The organism is Aquibium sp. A9E412 (assembly GCF_030398335.1).
Taxonomy (GTDB): Bacteria; Pseudomonadota; Alphaproteobacteria; order Rhizobiales; family Rhizobiaceae; genus A9E412.
On sequence record NZ_JAOAOP010000026.1, the window covers coordinates 17167 to 40844 of the forward strand.

Genomic DNA, 23678 nt, shown 5'->3' on the forward strand with positions numbered 1-23678 from the left:
CCCGCGAACCGCTGCACAGCCATCGCCGTCATGGCCTAGACGGCGAGCTTGCGCAGCGCCGGCGGCGTCACCGAGAGCGTGTCGCTGATCTGCTCGAAAGCCGGCAGCGTGCCGACCGGCCCGACGGCGGCGACCGTCGGCTTGGAGGTGAACAGCCGCTCCGACAGGTCGGTGAGGCGGCCGACCGACAGCGCCGACAGCCGCTCCATCAGCTCCTCGATCTCGATCGGCCGGCCGTAGAGCAGCATCTGCCGGGCGATCTGCGAGGCGCGGCTCGCCGGGTTCTCGCGCGACATCATCAGGCCGGCGCGATACTGCGCGCGCGCCCGGTCGAGCTCGTCCTGGCCGATCCTCTCGCCGGCCTTCTGCAGCTCCGACAGGATGACCGGCACGAGCTCGGCAATGTCGCTCTCGCCGGTGGCGGCGTGGATGCCGAAGATGCCGCTGTCGGAAAAGCCCCAGTGGAAGGCGTAGACCGAGTAGCACAGCCCGCGCCGCTCGCGCACCTCCTGGAACAGCCGCGAGGACATGCCGCCGCCGAGGATCATCGACAGGATCTGCGAGGCGTAGAAGTCGCGCACGTGGTAGGCGCGGCCCTCGAAGCCGAGCACGATCTGCGCGTCCATCAGGTCGCGGTGCTCGCGGAAGTCGCCGCCGACATAGTGCGAGTACTGCGGCAGTGCGCCGGACGACTTGCTGCGGAAGCTGCCGAGCCGCTGCTCGACCTCGCGCACGAAGCGCTCGTGATCGACGCCGCCGGCCGCCACGACGACCATGCGGTCGGCGCCGTACTGGCGCTCGAGGAAGCCGCGTAGCTGGTCGGAGGTGAAGGATTCGACCGTCTGCGGCGTGCCGAGGATCGAGCGGCCGATCGCCTGGTGGCGGAAGGCGGTCTCGGTGAAGTGGTCGAAGACGATGTCGTCGGGCGTGTCGTGCGCCGCGCCGATCTCCTGCAGGATGACGTGCTGCTCGCGCTCCAGCTCCGACGGGTCGAACTTGGAGTCCGTCAGGATGTCGGCGAGGATGTCGATCGCCAGCGGCACGTCGTCGCGCAGCACGCGGGCGAAGAAGGCGGTGGTCTCCACGCTGGTCGCCGCGTTGATCTCGCCGCCGACATCCTCGATGTCGGTGGCGATCTGCCAGGCGCTGCGCTTGCCCGTCCCCTTGAAGGCCATGTGCTCGAGCAGATGCGCGATGCCGTGCTCATCGTCGCGCTCGTTGCGCGAGCCCGACTTCACCCAGATGCCGAGGGCGACGGACTCGATGTGCGGAAGGGTTTCGGTGGCGACCGTCAGGCCGTTGGACAGACGGCTTACCTCAACTCCCATATGGGCTTAACTCCCTGTACTCCGACGCGGCGCTCTTGACCGGCGCTCGATGCAATTCTCCACCATTTTAAGGTCCGATGGAAGGACCGTGAAGCGTTCCTCGCGCACCATCAGGTCGGACAGCCAGTCCGGCAGCGCCGGCTCGATGCCGGCGGCCTCGCGCACGGCGGCGGGAAACTTGGCCGGATGGGCGGTCGCCAGCACGATCATCGGCGTGTCGGGCCGCGCCGTCTCGCGCGCCGCCTTGACCGCGGTCGCGGTGTGCGGGTCGAGCAGGTAGTCGCTGTCCTGCCTGACGGTTCGGATCGTCGCCGCCGCCTCGGCGGTGGTGCAGCGGCCGGCGGCGAAATCCGCCCGGATCGCCGCAAGCGCGGCGGCGTCGAGCGCGAAGCCGCCCGACTGCTTGAGGCTCGCCATGGCGCCGCGCACCTGGGCGCTGTCGCGCCCGCCGGCCTCGAACAGCAGCCGCTCGAAGTTGGACGACACCTGGATGTCCATCGACGGCGAGGTGGTGGCGACCACCTCGCGCGTCTCGTAGCGCCCGCTCTGCAGCGTGCGGCAGAGGATGTCGTTGTCGTTGGTGGCGATCACCAGGCGCTCGATCGGCAGGCCCATGCGCTTGGCGGCGTAGCCGGCGAAGATGTCGCCGAAATTGCCCGTCGGCACGGTGAAGGAGACGGCGCGCTCGGGCGCGCCGAGCGCCACGCCGGCGGTGAAGTAGTAGACGATCTGGGCCACGATGCGCGCCCAGTTGATCGAGTTGACGCCGGACAGGCCGACCCGGTCGCGGAAGCCGTGGTCGTTGAACATGTCCTTCACCAGCGCCTGGCAGTCGTCGAAATTGCCCTCGACGGCCAGCGCATGCACGTTGTCGGCGCCCGACGTCGTCATCTGGCGCTGCTGCACCGGCGACACGCGGCCCTGCGGAAACAGGATGAAGACGTCGGTGCGGGCGCTGCCGGAGAACGCCTCGATCGCCGCGCCGCCGGTGTCGCCGGAGGTGGCGCCGACGATGGTGGCGCGCTGGCCGCGCGCCGCCAGCACGTGGTCCATCAGCCGCGCCAGCAACTGCATGGCGACGTCCTTGAAGGCGAGCGTCGGCCCGTGAAACAGCTCGAGCACGAACTCGCCCGGCGCCGTCTGCACCAGCGGGCAGACCGCGGCGTGGCGGAACGGCGCGTAGGCCTCGGCGACGATGCGGCGGAACGTCGCGTCCTCGATCTCCGCGCCGACGAAGGGGGCGAGCAGCGTCGCGGCGACCTCCGCATAGGGCCGGCCGCGCAGCGCGCGGATCGCCGCCGCGTCGAACTGCGGCCATTCCTCCGGCACGTAGAGCCCGCCGTCGCGCGCCAGCCCGGCCAAGAGCGCGTCGCTGAAGCCGAGGGCGGGCGCTTCGCCGCGGGTGCTGACATACTTCATCGATGAGATCCGTTCGGAGGGGGGCGCGGATTTCGCCGCCGCCCCGGTCGCATTTTGGCCGCGCGGTTGATATAGGACAGCCACATTGCCCGAGGGAAGTGCTGTCGGTGGGGTGCGCGTTGTCCAGGACACGGTTTTCGAAGCTCGTCGCGTTTTTTCTGCTGTCCGCCGCGGTGGCCGGCTGCCAGTCGGGCGACCGGCTCGGCGCGCTCGACCTCGGCCTCGGCGGCCAGGCGGAGCCGCCGGCGAACGAGGCGGCGGAAGGCCAGGTGCGCCAGAGCGAGCTGCGCGCCTACTGTCCGCCGATCGCGCTGCGCTCCGGCACGGCCTATTTCAACGCCTACGAGCGCAACGCCGAGGACGACCCGGAGAAGGTCGTCTACCAGGCCGCCATCAGCGACGTGACGCGCTCGTGCAGCTACGGCGCCGATTCCATCACCATGACGGTGGCGGTCGCCGGCCGCGTCGTGCCGGGCCCGGTCGGCAAGGCCGGCACCATCACCATGCCGATCCGCGTCGCGGTGCTGCGCGGCGAGGAGGTCGTCTATTCCGAGCTGCACCGCTACCAGGTGGCGGTCGGCGACACGTCGGGCGCCACGCAGTTCGTCTTCAACGATCCCAACGTGGTGATCCCGGGGCCGATCGACACCTCGATCCGCGTCTTCGCCGGCTATGACGAGGGGCCCTACGACACGCCGTAGCGCCGTGGCCGTGATTGTCGCGCCGCGGCGTCTCAGCCGTCCTCCGACCAGGCCGACAGCGCCTCCACCACCGCGGGAAAATCGGCCCACCGGCTGATCACCGTCTCGCTGCCGGCTTCCGTCAGGCTGTCGGCGTGGCCGGGATAGCTGTGCGAGGCGCCGGTGAAGCCGACGACGCGCATGCCGGCGGCCCTGGCGCCGGTCACCCCGTGCACCGAATCCTCCAGAACGATGGTGTGCGCCGGCTCCGCCCCGAGCTGCTCTGCGGCATGCAGGAAGACGTCGGGCGCCGGCTTCGGCTGGCCGCCGCTCAGGTCGCGGGCGGAGAACACCGCCCCCTCGAAGACGGGCAGCAGCCCGGTGCGGCCGAGCATCGCCTCGATGCGCGCGCGGCTCGAGTTCGAGCACACGCACAGCGGCCGGCCGAGCCGCAGGATCGTCTCGCGCGCGCCCTCGACCGCGCGCACCTCGCGCGCCAGGCGCTCGTCGACCAGCCGCTCGGCGCGCTCGATCAGCGAGGCCTGCAGCGGCGTGTCGGTCTCGCGTTCGAGCGCGATCAGGATGTCGCGGAAGGTCAGCCCGGCATAGCGCTCCGCCAGCTCCTGCGGCGTGATGGCGATGCCCGCCTCGCCGAGCATCTCGGCCTCGACGCGCGCGGCGATGATCTCCGAATCGACGAGCACGCCGTCGCAGTCGAGGATCAGGAGGTCGGGTCGCGGCATGGCGTGTCCTGGTGCTGGTGGTGACCGGCGAAGCGGACGGCTTCGCGCCTTGCGGCGCCATGCTCTATCCCCGCCGGGGGGCGCGAGGCAACCGCGCGCCGCTCCGCCGCGCCGCGATCTCTCGACATTGACCGAATTTTTACCGGCGGCGGTAACCATAACGGCGCGTAAACAGTAACCCCGCGTAGCGAGTGTGTGTATGTCAGCCGTGCGTCGTCCCGAGGACCTCACCCCGTCCAGCGAAAGGGCCGCCTGGCTCGACACCATCCTCAAGGGCGACTGCGTCGCCGCGCTCGAGCGGCTGCCGGAGAACGCCGTCGACACGGTGTTCGCCGATCCGCCCTACAATCTGCAGCTCGGCGGCGACCTGCACCGGCCCGACCAGTCGCGCGTCGACGCGGTCGACGACGCCTGGGACCATTTCGAATCCTTCGCCGCCTACGACGCCTTCACCCGCGCCTGGCTGATGGCGGTGCGCCGCGTCTTGAAGCCGAACGGCACGATCTGGGTGATCGGCTCCTACCACAACATCTTCCGCGTCGGCGCCATCCTGCAGGATCTCGGCTTCTGGATCCTCAACGACGTGGTGTGGCGCAAGACCAATCCGATGCCGAACTTCCGCGGCCGCCGCTTCCAGAACGCGCACGAGACGATGATCTGGGCCTCGCGCGACCGCGACGCCAGGGGCTACACCTTCAACTACGAGGCGATGAAGGCGGCCAACGACGACGTGCAGATGCGCTCCGACTGGCTGTTCCCGATCTGCACCGGCGGTGAGCGGCTGAAGGACGCCGACGGCGCCAAGCTGCATCCGACCCAGAAGCCGGAGGCGCTGCTCGCCCGCGTGCTGATGTCCTCGACGCGGCCCGGCGACGTGGTGCTCGATCCCTTCCTCGGCTCCGGCACCACGGCCGCCGTGGCGCGTCGGCTCGGCCGCCGCTTCGTCGGCATCGAGCGCGAGCAGGCCTATATCGAGGCGGCCGAGCGGCGCATCGCCGCCGTCGAGCCGCTCGCCGAGGCCGATCTCGCGGTGATGACCGGCAAGCGCGCCGAGCCGCGCGTCGCCTTCCTCAGCCTCGTCGAGGCGGGCCTGGTCAAGCCCGGCGCGCTGCTGTGCGACAGCCGGCGGCGCTGGACGGCCAGCGTGCGCGCCGACGGCACGCTGGCGATCGGCGACCAGGCCGGCTCGATCCACCGGCTGGGCGCGGCCGTTCAGGGGCTGGAGGCCTGCAACGGCTGGACGTTCTGGCATTTCGAGGAGGCCGGCGAGCTGCGTCCGATCGACGAGCTGCGCCGCATCGCCCGCGCCGGTCTCGCCGCCGCCGGCTGAGAAAGGCGCCGGCCGACAGGCCGCCGCCTCAGAGCGCGATGTTGAAGCGCGCCAGGTCGTCGCGCAGCGTCGCGGCGTCGGTGAAGCGCACCGCCTGCCAGCCCGCCGCCTGCGCGCCCGCGACGTTGGCCGGGCTGTCGTCGATGAACAGCGTGGCCGCCGGCGCCAGGCCGAAATCGGCCGCGTGGCGCTCGTAGATCGCCCGGTCCGGCTTGATGAGGCCGATCTCGCCCGACACCGTGACGCCGCGCGGCGCCTCGAGGAAGCCGAAGCGCCGGCGCGCCTCGGCGAAGGTGTCGGCTGCGAAATTGGTCAGCATGGTGACGTCGTGGCCGGCCGCCACCGCCGCCTCGAAGAGCGCGACGCTGTCGTCATAGGCGTGCGGCACCATCTCGGCCCAGTGGCGGCGGAAGGCGCGGATGTTGTCGGCCTCCTGCGGCCAGCGCGCGATCAGCTCGGCCTCGGCCTCGCGCCAGTCGCGGCCGCGGTCCTGCTCCAGGTTCCAGGCCGGCGTGCACACCGTGTCGAGAAACCAGCGCCGCCTGTCGGCGTCGGGGATCAGCCGTCGGTAGGGCAGCTCGGGGTCGTAGTGGACGAGCACCTTGCCGATGTCGAAGACGATGTGGCGGATCGCCGTCATGCGGACCTCGCTGTGTCGGGTTGCTGTCTCAGGGTCGCGCCGGGCACGGCCTGTTCGATCGCCTTCTTCATCACCGTGGGCAGCGCCTCGCCGGGCAGTTCGTCCGGCGCCGACCACCAGCAGCCGGCCGGTGCCGCGCTCGCCGCGACCTCGGCGTGGTAGACCGCGAGCTCCAGCGCGAAATGGGTGAAGACGTGGCCGATGGTGCCGGCCGGCCGCCAGTCGGCCGCGAACGGCGCGGCCTCGGCGCCGGTGGCGCCGTCCTGGCGCGCGGTCCAGGCGCTCGACGGCACCTCGCTCATGCCGCCCAGCAGCCCGCGCTCCGGCCGCCGGCGCAGCAGGATGGCGCCGTCGGCGCGGCGCGCCACGAAGGCGGCGCCGCGGCGCAGCGGCCTGTCGGGCTTCGGCGCCTTGAGCGGCAGCGGCTCGGGATCGCCGGTGGCGAGCCCGCGGCAGTCGCCACGCAGCGGACACAGCACGCAGGCCGGCCGCCGCGGCGTGCAGATCGTCGCGCCGAGATCCATCGTCGCCTGGGCGAAGTCGCCCGGGCGCGCCTGCGGGGTCGCCCGCTCGACGAAACGGCGGATCGCCGGCTTGGCCGCCGGCAGCGGGGTGCGAAGCGCCATCAGCCGCGCCGCCACGCGCTCGACATTGCCGTCGACCACGGCGGCCGGCCGGTCGAAGGCGATCGCCGCGATCGCCGCCGCCGTGTAGGCGCCGATGCCGGGCAGGGCGCGCAGGCCCGCTTCCGTGTCGGGAAAGCGCCCGCCGTGCTCGGCCGCGACCAGCTCGGCGCAGGCCTTCAGGTTGCGGGCGCGCGAATAGTAGCCGAGCCCGGCCCAGGCCTTCATCACGGCCTGCGTGTCGGCCGCCGCCAGCGCTTCGACGTCGGGCCAGCGCGCCACGAAGGCCGCGTAGTAGCGCCGCACCGCCTCGACCGTCGTCTGCTGCAGCATGATCTCCGACAGCCACACATGGTAGGGGTCGGGCCGCGCGCCGCGGGCCAGCGCGGCCGGCGGCGTGCGCCAGGGCAGGTCGCGGTGGTGGCGGTCGTACCAGGCGAGCAGCGCCGCGGCCATGCCGGCGGGCGGCCGGGCGGGCTCCTCGTCGCTCGAATCGGCTCGTGTCATCGGCTCGCGCTTGCGCTATCCTTCGGCCCGGCCGGTGCTTCGTGCGCCGGACATGCGGGCAGAGGTGACATGGCAGGCAAGACGGCGTTCCGCAATCCCGTGCCGCTCAGCGACCTGGCCGGGGACATCCTCGACCCGGTGCTGCGGCGTCGCGCCGGCATCTCGACCGGGCTGTTGCAGTCCTGGGAGGAGATCGTCGGCAGCGAGCTCGCCGACTGCACCCGGCCCGAGCGCATCGCCTGGCCGCGCCGGCGCAACGAGGACGATCCGTTCGAGCCGGCGACGCTCGTGGTCGCCTGCCAGGGCGCGGTGGCGCTGCGCCTGCAGCACCAGATGTCGGAGGTGATCGCCCGCATCAACGCCTTTCTCGGCTTCGTCGCCATCGCCCGCATCCGCATCGTGCAGAAGCCGGTGACGGTGGCGCCGCCGCGCCGGGCGTGGCGCCCGCGCCCGCTGACGGCGCCGGAAAAGGCGCGGCTCGAGCGGCTGACGGGCGGCATTGAGGACGAGGGCCTGCGCGCCGCGCTCGACCGGCTCGGCGCCAGCGTGCTCGCCCGGCGCGGCTGACGGGCCGGCCGCGGCGCGCTGGACCGTCGCATTGATTTCGTCCAAATTTGCCCCAAATCGCCGGCACACTCGCATTCGATGCCGCCCCCGGTGCAAAATCCGCCAACCGACAGGTGATTCGCATGACCCGATTCCTTGAGCGCCGGCGCCTTCTGGCGTCGCTGGTCGTCCTCCCCGCCCTCGCGGCCGGCCTTTCCGCGTGTTCCGACAGCGGCAGCGAGGCGGTGGCGTCGGAGCACGCCGCGGCCGTCGAGGCGCCGCAGCCGGAGGCGACGGTCGACGTCGAGGCGCTGATGCAGCCGGGCGCGCTGCCGGAAAAGGCGGTCGGCGCGGAGGACGCGCCGGTGACGATCGTCGAGTACGCCTCGATGACCTGCCCGCACTGCGCGACGTTCCACAACGAGACCTACCCGGCGCTCAAGGAGAAGTACGTCGACACCGGCAAGGTGCGCTTCATCCTGCGCGAGTTCCCGTTCGATCCGCGCGCGGAGGCCGCCTTCATGCTGGCGCGCTGCGCCGACGACAAGTACTTCCCGATGGTCGACGTGCTGTTCGAGCAGCAGCGCAGCTGGGCGACGGCCGAGAACGCCAGCGCCGCGCTGCTGCAGATCTCCCGCCTGGCCGGTTTTACACAGGAGTCCTTCGAGGCTTGCTTGACGGACCAGGAGCTCCTGGATGATGTCAGGGCCGTGCGCGCGCGCGGAGCGGACGAGTTCGGCGTCACCTCGACGCCCACCTTCTTCATCAACGGCGCCAAGTATCCGGGGGCGAGATCGATTGAAGAGATGTCGGCGATCATCGACGGCATGCTTTAGCCCCGCCGGCACGCCGGGCGGCGCGATGCCGGCGCGCGGGAGCGCGTCGGCATGAGGTTTTCCAAGCTGCGCCTGCTCGGCTTCAAGTCCTTCGTCGAACCGTCCGAATTCGTCATCGAGGCGGGCCTGACCGGCGTCGTCGGGCCCAATGGCTGCGGCAAGTCCAACCTGGTGGAGGCGCTCCGCTGGGTGATGGGCGAGAGCTCCTACAAGAACATGCGCGCCTCGGGCATGGACGACGTCATCTTCTCCGGCTCGGCGACGCGTCCGGCGCGCAACACCGCCGAGGTGACGCTGTTCCTCGACAATGCCGACCGCACCGCGCCGGCCGCCTTCAACGGCGAGGACGAGCTGCAGGTGTCGCGCCGCATCGAGCGCGAGGCCGGCTCGGTCTACCGCATCAACGGCAAGGAGGCGCGCGCCAAGGACGTGCAGCTCCTGTTCGCCGACCAGTCGACCGGCGCGCGCTCGCCCTCGATGGTCGGCCAGGGGCGCATCGGCGAGCTGATCCAGGCCAAGCCGCAGGCGCGCCGCGCGCTGCTCGAGGAGGCGGCCGGCATCTCCGGCCTGCACTCGCGGCGCCACGAGGCGGAGCTGCGCCTGCGCGGCGCCGAACAGAACCTGGAGCGCCTCGACGACGTGGTCGGCGAGCTGCAGGGCCAGATCGAGAGCCTGCGCCGCCAGGCGCGCCAGGCGGCCCGCTTCAAGAACCTGTCGGCCGACATCCGCAAGGCCGAGGCGATCCTGCTGCATCTGCGCTGGACGCAGGCCAAGGCCGCCGAGGCCGAGGCGAAGTCGGCGCTCGCGGCCGCCACCGGCGAGGTCGGCGAGAAGGCCAACGCCCAGGTCGAGGCGGCCAAGGCGCAGGCCGTTGCCGCGCATCGTCTGCCGGAACTGCGCGAGGCCGAGGCCTCGGCGGCGGCCGCCCTGCAGCGCCTGACGGTCGCCCGCGACCAGGCCGAGGCGGAGGCCCGGCGGGTGCGCGAGCGCTGCGCCGAGCTCGTCAAGCGGCTTGAGCAGTTCGACGCCGACATCGCCCGCGAGCGCCAGCTCGTCGACGACAATGCCGAGGTGCTGCAGCGTCTCGATGCCGAGGAGGCCGAGCTTGCCGCGGCCGCGGCCGACGAGACGGGCCGCATCGAGGCCGCGCGCCAGGCGCACGACGCGGCCGCCGAGCGGGTCGCCGCCTGCGAGGAGGCCTCGGCGCGCGCCACCGCGGAGCGCGCCGAGGCGGCCGCCACGCGCAGCCAGGCCGAGCGCGCCATCGCCGAGGGGCGGCAGCGCTGCGAGCGGCTGGCACGCCAGCTCGCCGGCATCGCGGACGAACAGGCGACGCTCGCCGACCGGCTCGCCGGCCTGCCCGACCCGGCGCAAAGGCGCGCCGCGCTGGAGCACGCCGAAGCCGCGCTGGAGACGGCCGAGGCCGAGGCCGCGGCGGCCGAGCAGACCGTCGTCGCCGCGCGCCGCGAGGAAGGCGCGCTGCGCGGCCCGCTGCAGGAGGCGCGCGCCGAGCGCGACCGCATCGAGACCGAGGCGCGCACGCTCGCCAAGGTGCTCAACGCGGCGACCGGCGATCTCTTCCCCGCCGTGCTCGAACGGGTGCGCGTGGCGCGCGGCTACGAGACGGCGCTCGGCGCCGCGCTCGGCGAGGATCTCGACCTGCCGCTCGACCGCAGCGCGCCGGCCCACTGGGGCGACGTGGCCCCGGCGGCTGGCGACCCGGCGCTGCCGGTCGGCGTCGCGCCGCTTGCCGTGCATGTCGAGGCGCCGCGCCAGCTCGCCCGCCGGCTCGCCCAGATCGGCGTCGTGCAGAGCGGCGCGGATGGCGCGCGGCTGCAGCCGGAGCTGGCGCCCGGCCAGCGGCTGGTCAGCCGCGAGGGCGCGCTGTGGCGCTGGGACGGCTACACCGCGAGCGCCGATGCGCCGACGGCCGCCGCCCAGCGGCTTGCCCAGAAGAACCGCCTGGCCGAGCTCGACGCCGAGGCCGTCGCGGCGCGGCGCCGCACCGACGAGGCGGCCGCCGCGCTGGAGCGCGCCGAGGCGGCCGTGGCCGCGGCGGTGGCCGGCGAGAAGGCGGCGCGCGAGGCCGCGCGCACGGCCCAGCGCACCGTCGGCGAGGCGCGCGACGGGCTTGCCGCGGCCGAGCGCGCGGCCGGCGAGCTCTCGAGCCGGCGCACCGCGCTGGAGGAGGCGGCCGGCCGGCTGTCCGACGAGGACGCGGCCGCACGCGCCTTCCTGCACGAGGCGGAGGTGGCGCTGGCCGCCGCCCCGGCGCTCGACGCGCTCGACGCCGCGCTCGGCCGCATCAACACCGAGCTTGCCGGCGAGCGCGCCCGGCTCGCCGATGCGCGGGCGGCGCGTGACGGCCTGGTGCGCGAGGCGGAGGCGCGCAAGCGCCGGCTCGACGCGATCGCCGGCGAGCGCAAGAGCTGGACGGCGCGCGCCGAGGGCGCGGAAAGCCACATCGCGGCGCTGACAGAGCGGCGCGGCGAGGCGGCCGCCGAGCATGCCGCGCTGGTCGACCGGCCGGACGAGATCGCCGCGGACGGCCGCCGCCTGCTGTCGCAGATCGCCGAGGCCGAGAGGCTGCGCAAGGCGGCCGCCGACCGGCTGCAGGAGGCCGAGTCGCGCCAGGCCGAGCTCGACCGGGCGGCCGCCGACACCGTGCAGGCGCTGGCCAAGGCGCGCGAGGGGCGCGCCCGCGCCGAGGAGCGGCTGACGGCGGCCGAGGAGCGGCGCGCGGAGGCCGAGGCGCGCATCCAGGAGGCGCTCGCCGTGCCGCCGCACCTGGTGATCCGCCACACCGGGCTGGAGGCCGACGCGCCGCTGCCCGAGGCGGCCGACACCGAGCGCCGGCTGGAGCGGCTGAAGATCGAGCGCGAGCGCCTCGGCGCGGTCAACCTGCGCGCCGAGGAGGAGCAGCGCGAACTGGCCGAGCGGCTGGAGACCATCGTCGCCGAGCGCGAGGACGTCATCGAGGCGATCCGCAAGCTGCGCCAGGCGATCCAGAGCCTCAACCGCGAGGGGCGCGAGCGGCTGCTCGCCGCCTTCGACGAGGTCAACGGCCATTTCCGCCGGCTGTTCACGCATCTGTTCGGCGGCGGCACGGCCGACCTGCAGCTCGTCGAATCCGAGGATCCGCTGGAGGCCGGCCTCGACATCCTGGCGCGCCCGCCCGGCAAGCGGCCGCAGACGATGACGCTGCTTTCGGGCGGCGAGCAGGCGCTGACGGCGATGGCGCTGATCTTCGCCGTGTTCCTCACCAACCCGGCGCCGATCTGCGTGCTCGACGAGGTCGACGCGCCGCTCGACGATCACAATGTCGAGCGCTTCTGCAACCTGATGGACGAGATGGCCGCCTCGACGGCGACCCGCTTCGTCATCATCACGCACAACCCGATCACCATGGCGCGCATGAACCGGCTGTTCGGCGTCACCATGGCCGAGCAGGGCATCAGCCAGCTCGTCTCGGTCGATCTGGAGACCGCCGAGCGGTTGCGCGAGGCGAGCTGAGCGCCCGCGCCCGATCGGCCTCGGTGCTGGAGCCGGTGCACGCGCACCGGCCCGCCGATCGGCTCCGGGTCTCGTCTTCAGGCCTCGACGGACGGCGAACCGGTTGCCGCTTCGCCTGGGAAACGCGCTATTCGCTCCACACGGCAAGCTCGTTGCCGGCCGGATCGGTGAAGTGGAAGCGGCGGCCGCCGGGAAAGGCGAAGATCGGCCGCACCACGGTGCCGCCGGCCGCCTCGACATGGGCGAGCGTCGCCTCCAGGTCCTCCGCGTAGAGCACCGGCAGCGGCTTCTCGGTCGCCTCGGTGGCGTGTGCATCGAAGCCGCCGTCGAGCCCCTCGCTGAAGGCCGCGTAGGACGGGCCGTAGTCGGTGAAGGTCCAGCCGAAGGCGGTGGCGTAGAACCCCTTCACCCGGTCGAGCGTGCCGCCGGTGGCCGGCATTTCGATGTAGTCGAGCTTTCCCGTCTGTCGCATGGCTGCTGCACTCCGCTTTATGTTCATGAAATGTTCTATCTCGCCCGAACGACGCTTGCAAGCGCCCGGCGGCGGGTGCGGCGGCGCGATCATGCTAATCGATTTTTTCTGTTGCGTTGCGGAATTGCGGCGTGGAGACCGGCGGCGTTATCCGCTATCGGGCTGTGACCGGCGAGTTTGGAGGGGACGGCATGACCAAGTGGGTCTACAGTTTCGGCGACGGCCAGGCGGAAGGCAGCGCGCAGGACCGCGAGCTGCTCGGCGGCAAGGGCGCCAACCTGGCCGAGATGTGCGGCCTCGGCCTGCCCGTGCCGCCCGGCTTCACCATCACCACCGAGGCCTGCGCCTGGTACTACGCCCACGAGCGCAGCTATCCGCCGGAGCTCGAGCGGCAGGTCGACGCCGCGCTCGCCGAGGTGGCGCGCATCACCGGGCGGCGCTTCGGCGACCCGCGCAACATGCTGCTGGTGTCGGTGCGCTCGGGCGCGCGCGCCTCGATGCCTGGCATGATGGACACCGTGCTCAATCTCGGCCTCAACGACGACACGGTGGAGGCGCTGGCCGCCGAATCGGACGACGAGCGCTTCGCGTATGACAGCTACCGGCGCTTCATCCAGATGTATTCCGACGTGGTGCTGGGGCTCGACCACGAGGTCTTCGAGCAGATTCTCGAGGACGAGAAGGCGCAGCGCGGCCACGAGGTCGACACCGAGTTCACCGCCGACGAATGGCGCGAGGTCATCACCCTCTACAAGGCCAAGATCGAGGAGGAGCTCGGCCAGCCCTTCCCGCAGGACCCGCGCGAGCAGCTCTGGGGGGCGATCGGCGCGGTGTTCTCGAGCTGGATGAACCACCGCGCCATCACCTATCGCCGGCTGCACAACATTCCCGCGAGCTGGGGCACGGCGGTCAACGTGCAGGCCATGGTGTTCGGCAACATGGGCGAGACCTCGGCCACCGGCGTCGCCTTCACGCGCAATCCCTCGACCGGCGAGAACCGGCTCTACGGCGAGTTCCTGGTCAACGCGCAGGGCGAGGACGTCGTCGCCGGCATCCGCACGCCGCAGAGCATCACCGAGGCCGGCCGGCTGGAATCGGGCTCCGACAAGCCGTCGCTGGAAAAGCTGATGCCGGAGGCCTTCGCGGCCTTCACGCGGATCTCCGCCCGGCTCGAGGAGCATTACCGCGACATGCAGGACCTCGAGTTCACCATCGAGCGCGGCAAGCTGTGGATGCTGCAGACGCGCTCGGGCAAGCGCACCGCCAAGGCGGCGCTCAAGATCGCCGTCGACATGGCCAACGAGGGGCTGATTACCAGCGACGAGGCGGTGGCGCGCATCGACCCGGCCTCGCTCGACCAGCTTCTCCATCCCACCATCGACCCCAAGGCCGAGCGCGACGTGATCGGCGTCGGCCTGCCGGCCTCGCCGGGCGCGGCGACGGGCGAGATCGTGTTCTCCTCCGACGAGGCCGAGGAGCTCAAGGCGCAGGGCCGCAAGGTCATCCTGGTGCGCGTCGAGACGAGCCCGGAGGACATCCACGGCATGCACGCCTCCGAGGGCATCCTGACGACGCGCGGCGGCATGACCAGCCACGCCGCGGTGGTGGCGCGCGGCATGGGCAAGCCCTGCGTGTCGGGTGCCGGCGCGCTGCGGGTCGACACCCGCGGCGGCACGCTGACGGCGCTCGGCCGGCGCTTCTCCAAGGGCGAGGTCATCACCATCGACGGCACCACCGGCCAGGTGCTGGCCGGCGCGGTGCCGATGCTGCAGCCCGAGCTCTCCGGCGATTTCGCCGCCATCATGGAGTGGGCCGACGCGGCACGCCGCATGAAGGTGCGCACCAATGCCGAGACGCCGGCCGACGCGCGCATGGCGCGCTCCTTCGGTGCGGAGGGCGTCGGCCTGTGCCGCACCGAGCACATGTTCTTCGAGGGCGACCGCATCGTCGCCATGCGCGAGATGATCCTGGCCGACGGCGAGACCGACCGTCGTGCCGCCCTCGAGAAGCTGTTGCCCATGCAGCGCTCGGACTTCGTCGAGCTGTTCGAGATCATGGCCGGCCTGCCAGTCACCATCCGGCTGCTCGACCCGCCGCTGCACGAGTTCCTGCCCAAGACGGAGGACGAGATCGAGGAGGTCGCCGCCTCGCTCGGCATCGAGGCCGAGCGGCTGCGCGAGCGCACCGAGGCGCTGCACGAGTTCAACCCGATGCTCGGCCATCGCGGCTGCCGGCTCGCCGTCTCCTATCCCGAGATCGCCGAGATGCAGGCGCGCGCCATCTTCGAGGCCGCCGTCGAGGCCGGCGCGCGCAGCGGCAGCCAGGTGGTGCCGGAGATCATGGTGCCATTGGTCGGCGTCACCGCCGAGCTCGACTTCGTCAAGGCGCGCATCGATGCCGTCGCCGCCGACGTGATGCGCGAGCGCGACACGCGGATCGGCTATCTGGTCGGCACGATGATCGAGCTGCCGCGCGCGGCGATCGCCGCCGGCGCCATCGCCGAAAGCGCGGAGTTCTTCTCCTTCGGCACCAACGACCTGACGCAGACCACCTTCGGCATCTCGCGCGACGACGCCGCCTCCTTCCTGGAGACCTACCGTCGCAAGGGCATCCTGGAGGAGGACCCGTTCGTCTCGCTCGACCGCGAGGGGGTGGGCGAGCTGGTGCGGCTTGGCGCCGAGCGCGGCCGCGCCGCGCGGCCCGACCTCAAGCTCGGCATCTGCGGCGAGCATGGCGGCGATCCCGCCTCGATCGCGTTCTGCGAGGAGGTCGGCCTCGACTACGTGTCGTGCTCGCCGTTCCGCGTGCCGATCGCCCGGCTCGCCGCCGCCCAGGCCGCGGTGCGCAACAAGGCATAGGGCGCGTCCGGCCGCGTCGACCTGGGTCGCCGGCCGGCCGCGCCGCACGCCGGTCAGGCGCAAGCGGTGCGCGGTCCGCCAACCGGCGGGGCGGCCGCCGTCCCGGCCGGAACGCGGGGCGTTCCGCCGGGCCGTGCCCCGCCGGCCGTCAGCCGGAGGTCTCGACCCTCACGCGCTGCGTGTCGAAGGCGCCGTGGTCCTTGATCGCGCGCATCTCGTCATAGGGGTCCTCGTAGGCCCACATGGCGTCGCCGCCCGGCGAGTTGGGAATGCACAGCCGCCAGTAGCTGGCGTCGCCCTTGTAGGGGCAGTGCGTCCTGGTGTCGGTGCGCTCGAGATTGGCGAAGGCGATGTCGTCGAACGGGATGTAGACGACCGGCGGCAGCCCGTCCTCCTCGAGCCGCTTGGCCCTGGTCGACGCGGCGACCACCACGTCGCCGGCCTTGGCCACGACCTTGCCGTCGATCGGCGCGACGGTGATCTTGCGCTCGGGGTTGCGGGCGAAGCCCGGGGCGGGCCTGGAACCGTGCGTCATGCGAGCCTCCTTCGGCTGCTGGCGTTGCCTGCGCGAAAGCCCGGCAGGCCGCCGGCAAAACGCCGCCGGGGCCGGCCGCGTTCCGCCGCGCGATCGCCGCCTTGCCGGCGGGCCGTCAGGCAGCCGCGGCGAGCGTGTCCATCAGCCCGGCATAGGCCGGTGCGATGCGGCCGACGGGGATGGCGCTCGTCGCCGCGTCCTCGACGCGCAGCGCGCCGCCGTCCGACGGCTGCACCACCAGCGCGAAGCTGCGCTGGCCGCCGGCCTCCAGCGCCACGGCCGCGACCCAGTCGCAGTCCGGCGAGCCGGCCATGCGCATGTGGAAGAGCAGCGTTCCGCCCGCCATACCGGCCGCGCGCCGCACCGCGCCCTCGAAGCCGTGCGCGACGAAATCCTGGTGGCACAGCGCCAGCTCGAGCTCGACGAGCTCGAGCCCGCCGTCGGCGGCCGTTTCGCGCGTCGTCCGCGCCGCGCCGGCGCGCTCGCCGCGCAGGTCGGGCAAGAGCAGGATCGTCTCGTCGCCGGTCCGTTCGTCGGTGGGGGTCTGCCGCCCGTCGGCGGCCTGCGGCTGCGGCCCGTGCGGCAGCAGCGGTTCTGGATGTGGCGCGTCCATGCACAATACCTCTGATTACGCCTGCCCGACGCACCCCGCCGAGACCGACCGTGACGCGCGAGCGTGGCGGCAATATGGCGCCTGCGGCACGCCGCCGCGCCCCGGCCGAGCCGCGGCCGGGTCTGGACTCGCGGCAAGTTTGCCTTCCAAATGGCGGCGAGGAGCAGGGAGGAACACATGCTCGGACTGATGCAGGAGTGGCCGCTTCTGTGCCACAAGATCGTCGACTACGCGGCCGCGCAACACGGCGCCCGCGAGGTCGTCTCGCGCTCCGTCGAGGGGCCGATCGTGCGCACCACCTATGCCGCGCTGCGCGGCCGCGCGCTCCAGGTGGCGCAGCGTCTCGAGCGCGACGGCTACGGCCTCGGCGACCGTATCGCCACGCTCGCCTGGAACACCGCCCGCCATCTCGAGGCCTGGTACGGCACGATGGGCATCGGCGCCGTCTATCACACGCTCAATCCGCGGCTGTTTCCCGAGCAGCTCGCCTGGATCATGAACCACGCCGAGGACCGCTGCCTGTTCGTCGATCTCACCTTCCTGCCGCTGGTGGAAAAGATCGCGCCGCAGGTCCCCTCGCTGCGCCAGGTGATCGTCTTGACCGACGCGCAGTCGATGCCGGAGACCTCGCTCGCCAACGCGGTCGCCTACGAGACGTGGCTCGGCGAGGCCGACGGCGACTTCGCCTGGCGCCAGTTCGAGGAGAACACGGCGGCCGGCATGTGCTACACCTCGGGCACGACCGGCGATCCCAAGGGCGTCGTCTACAGCCACCGCTCCAACGTGCTGCACGCGATGATCGCCGCGCTGCCGGACGCCATGGGCGTGTCGTCGCGCGACGTCATCCTGCCGGTCGTTCCGATGTTCCACGCCAATGCCTGGGGCCTGGCGCAGAGCGCGCCGATGGTCGGCGCCAAGCTGGTGATGCCGGGCGGCAAGATGGACGGACCGTCGATCTACGAGCTGCTCGACAGCGAGAAGGTGACCTTCACCGCCGCCGTGCCGACCGTCTGGCTGATGCTGCTGCAGCATCTCGAGGAGACCGGCAAGACCCTGCCACACCTCAAGAAGGTGGTGATCGGCGGCTCGGCCTGCCCGCGTGCCATGGCCGAGAAGTTCGAGCGCGTCTACGGCGTCGAGGTGATCCACGCCTGGGGCATGACGGAGATGTCGCCGCTCGGCTCGCTCGGCACCATGAAGCCGGAATATGCCGGCCTTGAGGGCGAGGCCCTGCTCGACATCAAGCAGAAGCAGGGCTATCCGCCCTTCGGCGTCGAGATGAAGGTGACCGACGACGAGAACCGCGCGCAGCCGTGGGACGGCAAGACCTTCGGCCGGCTCAAGGTGCGCGGCCCGGCCGTCTCGCGCGCCTATTACGGCGGCGCCGGCGCCGAGCAGTTCGACGACGAGGGCTGGTTCGACACCGGCGACGTGGCGCATATCGACGCGCACGGCTACATGCAGATCACCGACCGCGCCAAGGACGTCATCAAGTCGGGCGGCGAGTGGATCTCGACCATCGACCTGGAGAACCTCGCCGTCGGCCATCCCGACGTCGCCGAGGCGGCCGTGATCGGCGTCGCCCATCCCAAGTGGGACGAGCGGCCGCTGCTGATCGTCGTGCCGAAGCCGGGCGCGCGGCCGAGCCGCGAGGTGCTTCTGTCCTTCATGCAGGGCAAGGTCGCCAAGTGGTGGCTGCCAGACGACGTGGTGCTGGTCGACGAGATCCCGCACACGGCCACCGGCAAGATCCAGAAGATGGCGCTGCGCGAGCAGTTCCGCGAGCATCGCCTGCCCGACGCCGAGGTCGAGCCGCGCGCCGCGCGCGGCGCCTGACGGCCGACAGGGACCTTTGACCGGCCGCGCCGATCCGGCTAGATCGGCGCGGCGGCAGGGCAGGGGGTCCGGCCGCGGTGCGGGCGTTCAGGCCCGCGGCCAAGAACGCCGCCTTGCCGCGGCCTGGAGCAGCGATGCGGCGCAGTCGTTCCGCCCTTGTCGTCGCGCGGCGGTCTCCCGCCGCGGCCTGGTCGCGGCGCCTTGGCGCCTTCGCGCTCGTGCTGTTTCTGACCGCCGGTGCCGGCCACCGCTTCGGCCTGGTCGAGACGGTGCCCTTCTTCTGGCTTCTGGGGCTCGTCGCCGCGCTCGCCGTCGCCGCGCTGCTGTGCGCCTGGGCGGCCTACACGCAGGTCTGGGAGGAGGGCGCGCGCGGCGCCGGCGCGGCGACGCTGGGCGTGCTGGCGGCGCTGCTCGCGCTCGCGCCCTACGGGCTGTCGGCCTACCGCTTCGCCGTCCATCCGGCGCTGCACGACATCGCCACCGACCTCGACGACCCGCCGGCGCTCGCGCTGGCCGCCGAGCTGCGCCGGGTGCCGCCGATGAACCCCGTCGTGCCGGTCGACGACGCGGCCGCCGCGCTGCAGCAGGCGCAGTATCCGCAGGTCGTCGGCCGGCGCTACGAGCAGACGGCCGCGCGCGTGCTGGAGGCGGTCGACGGCCTGATCGCCGACCGCGGCTGGCGGCTGCTCGGGCCGCGCATCGGACCGGTCGCGCCGCCGTCCGCCGCCCCCGACGAGCCGGGCGCGGCAGCGCCGGCCGAGCCCGCCCTGCCGCCCGGCGGCGTGACGCGGCAGGCGCTGGCGCACTCCTTCTTCCTCGGCTTTCCCGCCGACGTGGCGGTGCGCGTGTCGGGCGATGCGGAGGGCGCGGCGGTCGACATGCGATCGGCCTCGCGCTACGCGCGCCACGACCTCGGCGACAATGCGCTGCGCATCGAGCGCTTCCTGGCCGAGCTCGACGCGCGGGTGCAGGCGCTCGCCGGGTCCTGAGGCGGCGCGGCGCTCAGCCCGGCAGGAAGACGGCGTTGAGCGCCGGCGGTCCTTCCGCGCGTGCCGCGCCGCGCGCCACCAGGTCCTCCAGATGGGCGAGCACCGACAGGCCGGCCGCGCCGTGCAGCCGCGGGTCGGTGTCGCGGTAGATCGCCTGCACCATGGCCGGGATCGTGCGGTCGCCGGCCGCCAGCCGGGCGAGGATGGCGCGCTCGCGCATGCGCCGGTGCGTCCTGAGCCCGCGCATGAAGGGCACCGGGTCGGTGAGCGGGCCGCCGTGGCCGGGCAGGTAGAGCCCGCCGCCGCGCGCGATCAGCCGGTCGAGCGAGGCCATGTAGTCCGACATGGCGCCGTCGGGCGGCGCCACGATCGAGGTCGCCCAGGCCATCACGTGGTCGGCCGAGAACAGGATGTCGGTGCCTTCCAGCGCGAAGACCATGTGGTTGGCCGCATGGCCCGGCGTGTGCAGCCCGCGCAGCGCCCAGCCGTCGCCGGCCACCACCGCCTCGTCGGCGAGCGCGAGGTCGGGCGCGAAGTCGGTGTCGGCCGCCGCGTCGAGCGGGTTGGTCTCGCCGATGTGCAGCGGCCGGGCCGCGCGGTGCGGGCCTTCCGCGACGACCGTCGCGCCGGTCTCTTCGGCCAGCGGCCGGGCGAGCGGCGAGTGGTCGCGATGGGTGTGGCTGACGAAGATGTGGCTGACCGGCCGGCCGCCGATCGCCGCCTTGAGCGCGGTGAGATGCGCGGCGTCCTGCGGTCCGGGATCGATGACGGCCAGCGTCTCGCGGCCGACCACGTAGCTGTTGGTGCCGGTGAAGGTGAAGGCGCTCGGGTTGGCCGCCGTCACGCGCAGCACGCCGGGCGCCACCGGCACCGCCTCGCCATGGGCGGGCTCGAAGCGTGTGTCGAAGTCGAGGCTCATCGCATGCGGGCTCGCTGGTCACGGAGGCCGGCCGCCGCGGCCGGGCCGGCGCGCCTTAGCACGGACCGCGCCGCCACCCAAGCCGAACCGCCTGCGCGCTGTACAGCCGAAGCGGATTTCGCTATGGGAGCACTGGCTGCCCTGCGCCGCGCAGCGGGCGCGGCACGCCGGCGGCAGGGCCGGCTTCGGCCGCGGCCAGAGCCGGGACGCATCGCCGATCATGGACGGAGCAGAGCATTTGACGGGCATCGTGCCGCCGTCCGATGAGACGGCCGACAAGCTGGCGGACGAGATGCTCGCCCATGGCCGCCGCGTGGTCGAGATGGAGGCCGAGGGGCTGACCCAGCTCGCCGGCTCGATCGGGCCGCAGTTCGTCGCCGCCGCCAAGGCGCTGCTCAACCTGACCGGACGGGTGGTCGTCTCGGGCGTCGGCAAGTCCGGCCATGTCGCCGGCAAGATCGCCGCCACGCTCGCCTCCACCGGAACGCCGGCCTTCTTCGTGCATGCCGCCGAGGCCGCGCATGGCGACATGGGCATGATCTCCGAGCAGGACGTGGTGATGCTGATCTCCAATTCGGGCGAGACGTCCGAGCTGGTGCCCATCATCCAGCACGTCACGCGCATGCGCGTGCCGCTGATCGGCATCTCGTCGGGTGCCGATTCGCTGCTGCTGCGCAACGCCACCGTGCCGCTCTTGCTGCCGCGGGCCGACGAGGCCTGCCCGGTCGGCATCGCGCCGACGACGTCGACCACCATGACGCTGGCGCTCGGCGACGCGCTCGCCATGGTGGTGATGCAGCGGCGCGGCTTCTCGCGCGACGATTTCCGCCTGCTGCACCCCGGCGGCCTGATCGGCCTGCGGCTGATGCGCGTGTCGGAGATGATGCATCGCGGCGAGCGCCTGCCGCTCGTCGGCCCCGAGACCTCGATGCCCGAGGTCATCATGACGATGACGACCAAGAGCTTCGGCATCGCCGGCGTGGTCGACGGCGAGGGCAGCATCGTCGGCGTCATCACCGACGGCGACCTGCGCCGCAACATCGAGCGGCTGACCAGCGCGCGCGCCCGCCACGTGATGACGGTCGACCCGCGCGTGATTCCCGCCTCGACGCTGGCCGAGGACGCGCTCAAGTTCCTCAACGCGCAGAAGGTGACGGCGCTGTTCGTCATCGACGATGCGCCGGGCGCGGGGCGGCGCGTGCCGGTCGGCCTCGTCCACGTGCACGACTTCCTGCGTCTCGGCCTGAGCTGAGCGCGACGGCGCCCGCGGGGTGCCGAAGGGCGAATTGCTCCTTTCCGCCGAAGCACCTATAGGATGGGCGGTCTGCCAGACGTCGCAGGCGGTTCGCTCGCGGAGACCCGATGCCCGAGACACCGATGCCACGCCGCCGCGCCGTGACCGGCGACGGCGCCGCGCAGCGGCCGAGGATGCGGCCGGCCGCCGCTTGAGACGGCCGCCCGGGACCGCCGCCGCGCAATGATGACCTATCCGCTCGTCAACCGCCTCTTCACGCTGCTGTGCTTCGCCTTTCCGCCGGTGGTCGGCTCGGTGGTGAGCTTCCTGTGGAACGGCGGCGCGCTGTGGTCGATGGGCGAGGTCCTGTCGCGCCGCCGGCCGCTCAACCTCGATCCGGCGGCGCGCCGACTCACGCTGTTCCTGTGCATCTACGTGCTGGCAAGCGTCACAGCCACGCTGGTCAACGGGTTCGACGTGTTCGACTATGGCGACGTGCTGCCGCTCGGCACGTTCCTGCTGTTTCCGTTCTCCTATTCGGTGTGGTCGATCGCCGACAAGCGCGAGCTGGCGCGCGCGGCGGTGATCGGCAGCATGCTCGGCTGCTACGGCGCGGTGGTGTGGGCGGCGTTCCAGTTCCACATGCTCGACATCCGCGCCGAGGCCGGCTCGGGCAACGCGCTGGTGTTCGCCACCGCGGTGCTGCTCGCCGGCTCGGTCAGCCTGGCCGGCGTCTTCTTCATGGAGCGCGCGCTGGCGCTGCCGCTGATCGGCGCCTTCCTCGCCGCGACGCTGGCGCTGATCTATTCGGGCGCGCGGCTGATGTGGGTGACCGAGTGCCTGGTGTTCGTCATGGTGCTCTACGTCTACCGCGCCGCCTTCATCGCGCGGCTGACGCTGCCGGTCGGCATCTTCCTGTCGGTGCTCGCCGCAGCGGTCATCGTCATCGGCTTCGACATCGTCACCGCGCGCATCGACCTGCTGTTCGACGACTGGAACCGGCTCGCCTGGAACGACGACTATTCCTCCTCGATGGGCCTGCGCGTCGCGCTGTGGCAGGTCGGTCTGGCGCTGTTCGCCGACAATCCGCTGCTCGGCTACGGCATGCACGCGACCGGCGATCTGGTGCGCCAGGGGCTCGATGCCGAGTACCACCTGTCCAACACCTTCAGCCATTTCCACAACGGCCTGCTGACGATCGCCATCGAATCGGGCGTCGTCGGGCTGCTCGCCGTGCTCGCCGTCTTCTTCGTCGCGGCGCGCACCGCGGTGGCGACGCTGTCGACGAGCGCCGATCCGGTCGCCCGCTTCGGCGCGGTGATTCTGGCCATCCTGGTGACCGTCTATCTGGTCGGCGGCATGACCAACCTGATCGTCGGCCACGACATCCTCGACGCGCTCCTGATGGTGTTCCTGATCGTCGGCACCTTTCTCGCCAGCGGCGTGTCGCTGGCGCCACCTCCGGCCGAGCTCACGTGAGGCGGCGACGCGGCGGCGCTTAACGGCGCCTTAACGCGCCGTGGCGAGGGTTCCGCCGCAACCACAGGAGGTAGACCATGCCGTACCGACCGGCCGGCCGGGACCGCGTCCCGGCGCAGCCACGCCCGCCGCGTGCGCGCGGCCTTCTGGCGGCGGCCTGCCTGGCTCTCGCAGCCACGCTGCCGCCCGCCCACGCCGACACCACAGCAAAACCGACACAGCAGGACATCGTGCAGAGCGAACAGAACCCGATCGAGGCCCTTCTCAAGACCCAGTACCGCGCCTTCGCCGCGCGCGATGCCGAGGCGATGCGCGGCATCTACGCCGAGGACGCCGACTGGACCAACGCCTTCGGCCGCTCGCTCAGCGGCCGCGATGCGATCGTCGCCTATCTCGGCGAGCTGTTCGCCGATCCCAACTTTTCCGACGGCGACACGCTGCCGGTGCGCCACAACCATTCGCTGAAGCTGATCGGCCGGCAGGACGACGGAAGCTGGAAGATCGTCTCCGAGATGTACATGGATGCCCGGCAGGAGACCACGCATGTGAGCGACGGCTGACGCGGCGACGGCGGTCCG

General features: G+C 72.3%; 20 protein-coding genes. 11 read left to right on the top strand and 9 right to left on the bottom strand.

Going from position 1 to position 23678, the window contains the following annotated elements; translation table 11 throughout:
* Positions 1-35: 35 nt before the first annotated feature.
* Together N1F89_RS11375 and thrC are read right to left on the bottom strand one after the other, a co-directional pair.
* Entirely contained in the window at positions 36-1328 is a 1293-nt protein-coding gene (locus tag N1F89_RS11375) for a pitrilysin family protein (protein ID WP_290084193.1), read from the bottom strand.
* A 6-nt stretch (positions 1329-1334) separates the two neighbouring features.
* Positions 1335-2747 carry a threonine synthase gene (thrC, locus tag N1F89_RS11380; RefSeq protein ID WP_290084195.1) on the bottom strand — a complete coding sequence of 471 codons (1413 nt, stop codon included), beginning with the start codon at positions 2745-2747 and terminating at the stop codon, positions 1335-1337.
* A 173-nt stretch (positions 2748-2920) separates the two neighbouring features.
* Here thrC and N1F89_RS11385 point away from each other — a divergent pair, with 173 nt between their 5' ends.
* Entirely contained in the window at positions 2921-3448 is a 528-nt protein-coding gene (locus N1F89_RS11385) for a hypothetical protein (RefSeq protein WP_290084197.1), read from the top strand.
* Positions 3449-3480: 32 nt separating this feature from the next.
* On the opposite strand, the gene N1F89_RS11390 is transcribed toward N1F89_RS11385, so the two are convergent.
* Positions 3481-4170, bottom strand: coding sequence for an HAD family phosphatase (locus N1F89_RS11390; protein ID WP_290084198.1), 690 nt, complete (start codon positions 4168-4170; stop codon positions 3481-3483).
* A 199-nt stretch (positions 4171-4369) separates the two neighbouring features.
* Between N1F89_RS11390 and N1F89_RS11395 the strand changes: the two genes are divergently transcribed.
* Entirely contained in the window at positions 4370-5500 is a 1131-nt protein-coding gene (locus N1F89_RS11395) for a site-specific DNA-methyltransferase (RefSeq protein ID WP_290084200.1), read from the top strand.
* A 28-nt stretch (positions 5501-5528) separates the two neighbouring features.
* Here the strand turns inward: N1F89_RS11395 and N1F89_RS11400 are convergent, their stop codons facing one another.
* Complete coding sequence (locus tag N1F89_RS11400; protein WP_290084201.1) at positions 5529-6140, bottom strand: HAD-IA family hydrolase; 612 nt, start codon at positions 6138-6140, stop codon at positions 5529-5531.
* A complete protein-coding gene (gene mutY, locus N1F89_RS11405; RefSeq protein ID WP_290084203.1) occupies positions 6137-7270 on the bottom strand; it encodes an A/G-specific adenine glycosylase in 1134 nt (377 codons plus the stop codon). The genes N1F89_RS11400 and mutY overlap by 4 nt, the downstream gene beginning before the upstream one ends.
* Before the next feature lie 69 nt (positions 7271-7339).
* On the opposite strand from mutY, the gene N1F89_RS11410 reads away from it, so the two are divergent.
* From N1F89_RS11410 to smc, 3 genes are all read left to right on the top strand, one after another.
* Positions 7340-7837 (top strand): DciA family protein, encoded by a 498-nt coding sequence (locus N1F89_RS11410; protein WP_290084204.1) that lies wholly within the window; start codon positions 7340-7342, stop codon positions 7835-7837.
* Positions 7838-7959: 122 nt separating this feature from the next.
* Entirely contained in the window at positions 7960-8652 is a 693-nt protein-coding gene (locus tag N1F89_RS11415; protein WP_290084207.1) for a DsbA family protein, read from the top strand.
* Positions 8653-8703: 51 nt separating this feature from the next.
* Positions 8704-12165: a chromosome segregation protein SMC gene (gene smc, locus N1F89_RS11420; RefSeq protein ID WP_290084209.1), complete on the top strand. Its 3462-nt coding sequence runs from the start codon at positions 8704-8706 to the stop codon at positions 12163-12165.
* Positions 12166-12292: 127 nt separating this feature from the next.
* On the opposite strand, the gene N1F89_RS11425 is transcribed toward smc, so the two are convergent.
* Positions 12293-12637: a VOC family protein gene (locus N1F89_RS11425; protein ID WP_290084211.1), complete on the bottom strand. Its 345-nt coding sequence runs from the start codon at positions 12635-12637 to the stop codon at positions 12293-12295.
* A gap of 191 nt (positions 12638-12828) precedes the next feature.
* On the opposite strand from N1F89_RS11425, the gene ppdK reads away from it, so the two are divergent.
* A complete protein-coding gene (gene ppdK / locus N1F89_RS11430; protein ID WP_290084213.1) occupies positions 12829-15495 on the top strand; it encodes a pyruvate, phosphate dikinase in 2667 nt (888 codons plus the stop codon).
* Positions 15496-15643: 148 nt separating this feature from the next.
* On the opposite strand, the gene N1F89_RS11435 is transcribed toward ppdK, so the two are convergent.
* Positions 15644-16030 carry a DUF427 domain-containing protein gene (locus tag N1F89_RS11435; protein WP_290084215.1) on the bottom strand — a complete coding sequence of 129 codons (387 nt, stop codon included), beginning with the start codon at positions 16028-16030 and terminating at the stop codon, positions 15644-15646.
* A gap of 115 nt (positions 16031-16145) precedes the next feature.
* Positions 16146-16643: a hypothetical protein gene (locus N1F89_RS11440; RefSeq protein ID WP_290084217.1), complete on the bottom strand. Its 498-nt coding sequence runs from the start codon at positions 16641-16643 to the stop codon at positions 16146-16148.
* Positions 16644-16820: 177 nt separating this feature from the next.
* On the opposite strand from N1F89_RS11440, the gene N1F89_RS11445 reads away from it, so the two are divergent.
* Positions 16821-18479, top strand: coding sequence for a fatty-acid--CoA ligase (locus tag N1F89_RS11445; RefSeq protein WP_290084218.1), 1659 nt, complete (start codon positions 16821-16823; stop codon positions 18477-18479).
* Between the two features lie 218 nt (positions 18480-18697).
* A complete protein-coding gene (locus tag N1F89_RS11450) occupies positions 18698-19468 on the top strand; it encodes a DUF1499 domain-containing protein (protein ID WP_290084221.1) in 771 nt (256 codons plus the stop codon).
* Between the two features lie 13 nt (positions 19469-19481).
* On the opposite strand, the gene N1F89_RS11455 is transcribed toward N1F89_RS11450, so the two are convergent.
* Complete coding sequence (locus N1F89_RS11455; RefSeq protein ID WP_290084222.1) at positions 19482-20387, bottom strand: MBL fold metallo-hydrolase; 906 nt, start codon at positions 20385-20387, stop codon at positions 19482-19484.
* A 238-nt stretch (positions 20388-20625) separates the two neighbouring features.
* On the opposite strand from N1F89_RS11455, the gene N1F89_RS11460 reads away from it, so the two are divergent.
* From N1F89_RS11460 to N1F89_RS11470, 3 genes are all read left to right on the top strand, one after another.
* Positions 20626-21639 (top strand): KpsF/GutQ family sugar-phosphate isomerase, encoded by a 1014-nt coding sequence (locus tag N1F89_RS11460; protein ID WP_290084224.1) that lies wholly within the window; start codon positions 20626-20628, stop codon positions 21637-21639.
* Between the two features lie 225 nt (positions 21640-21864).
* Positions 21865-23100, top strand: coding sequence for an O-antigen ligase family protein (locus N1F89_RS11465; protein WP_290084227.1), 1236 nt, complete (start codon positions 21865-21867; stop codon positions 23098-23100).
* Between the two features lie 230 nt (positions 23101-23330).
* On the top strand, positions 23331-23660 hold the full coding sequence (locus N1F89_RS11470; protein ID WP_290084228.1) for an SgcJ/EcaC family oxidoreductase: 330 nt from the start codon (positions 23331-23333) through the stop codon (positions 23658-23660).
* Positions 23661-23678: the final 18 nt, after the last annotated feature.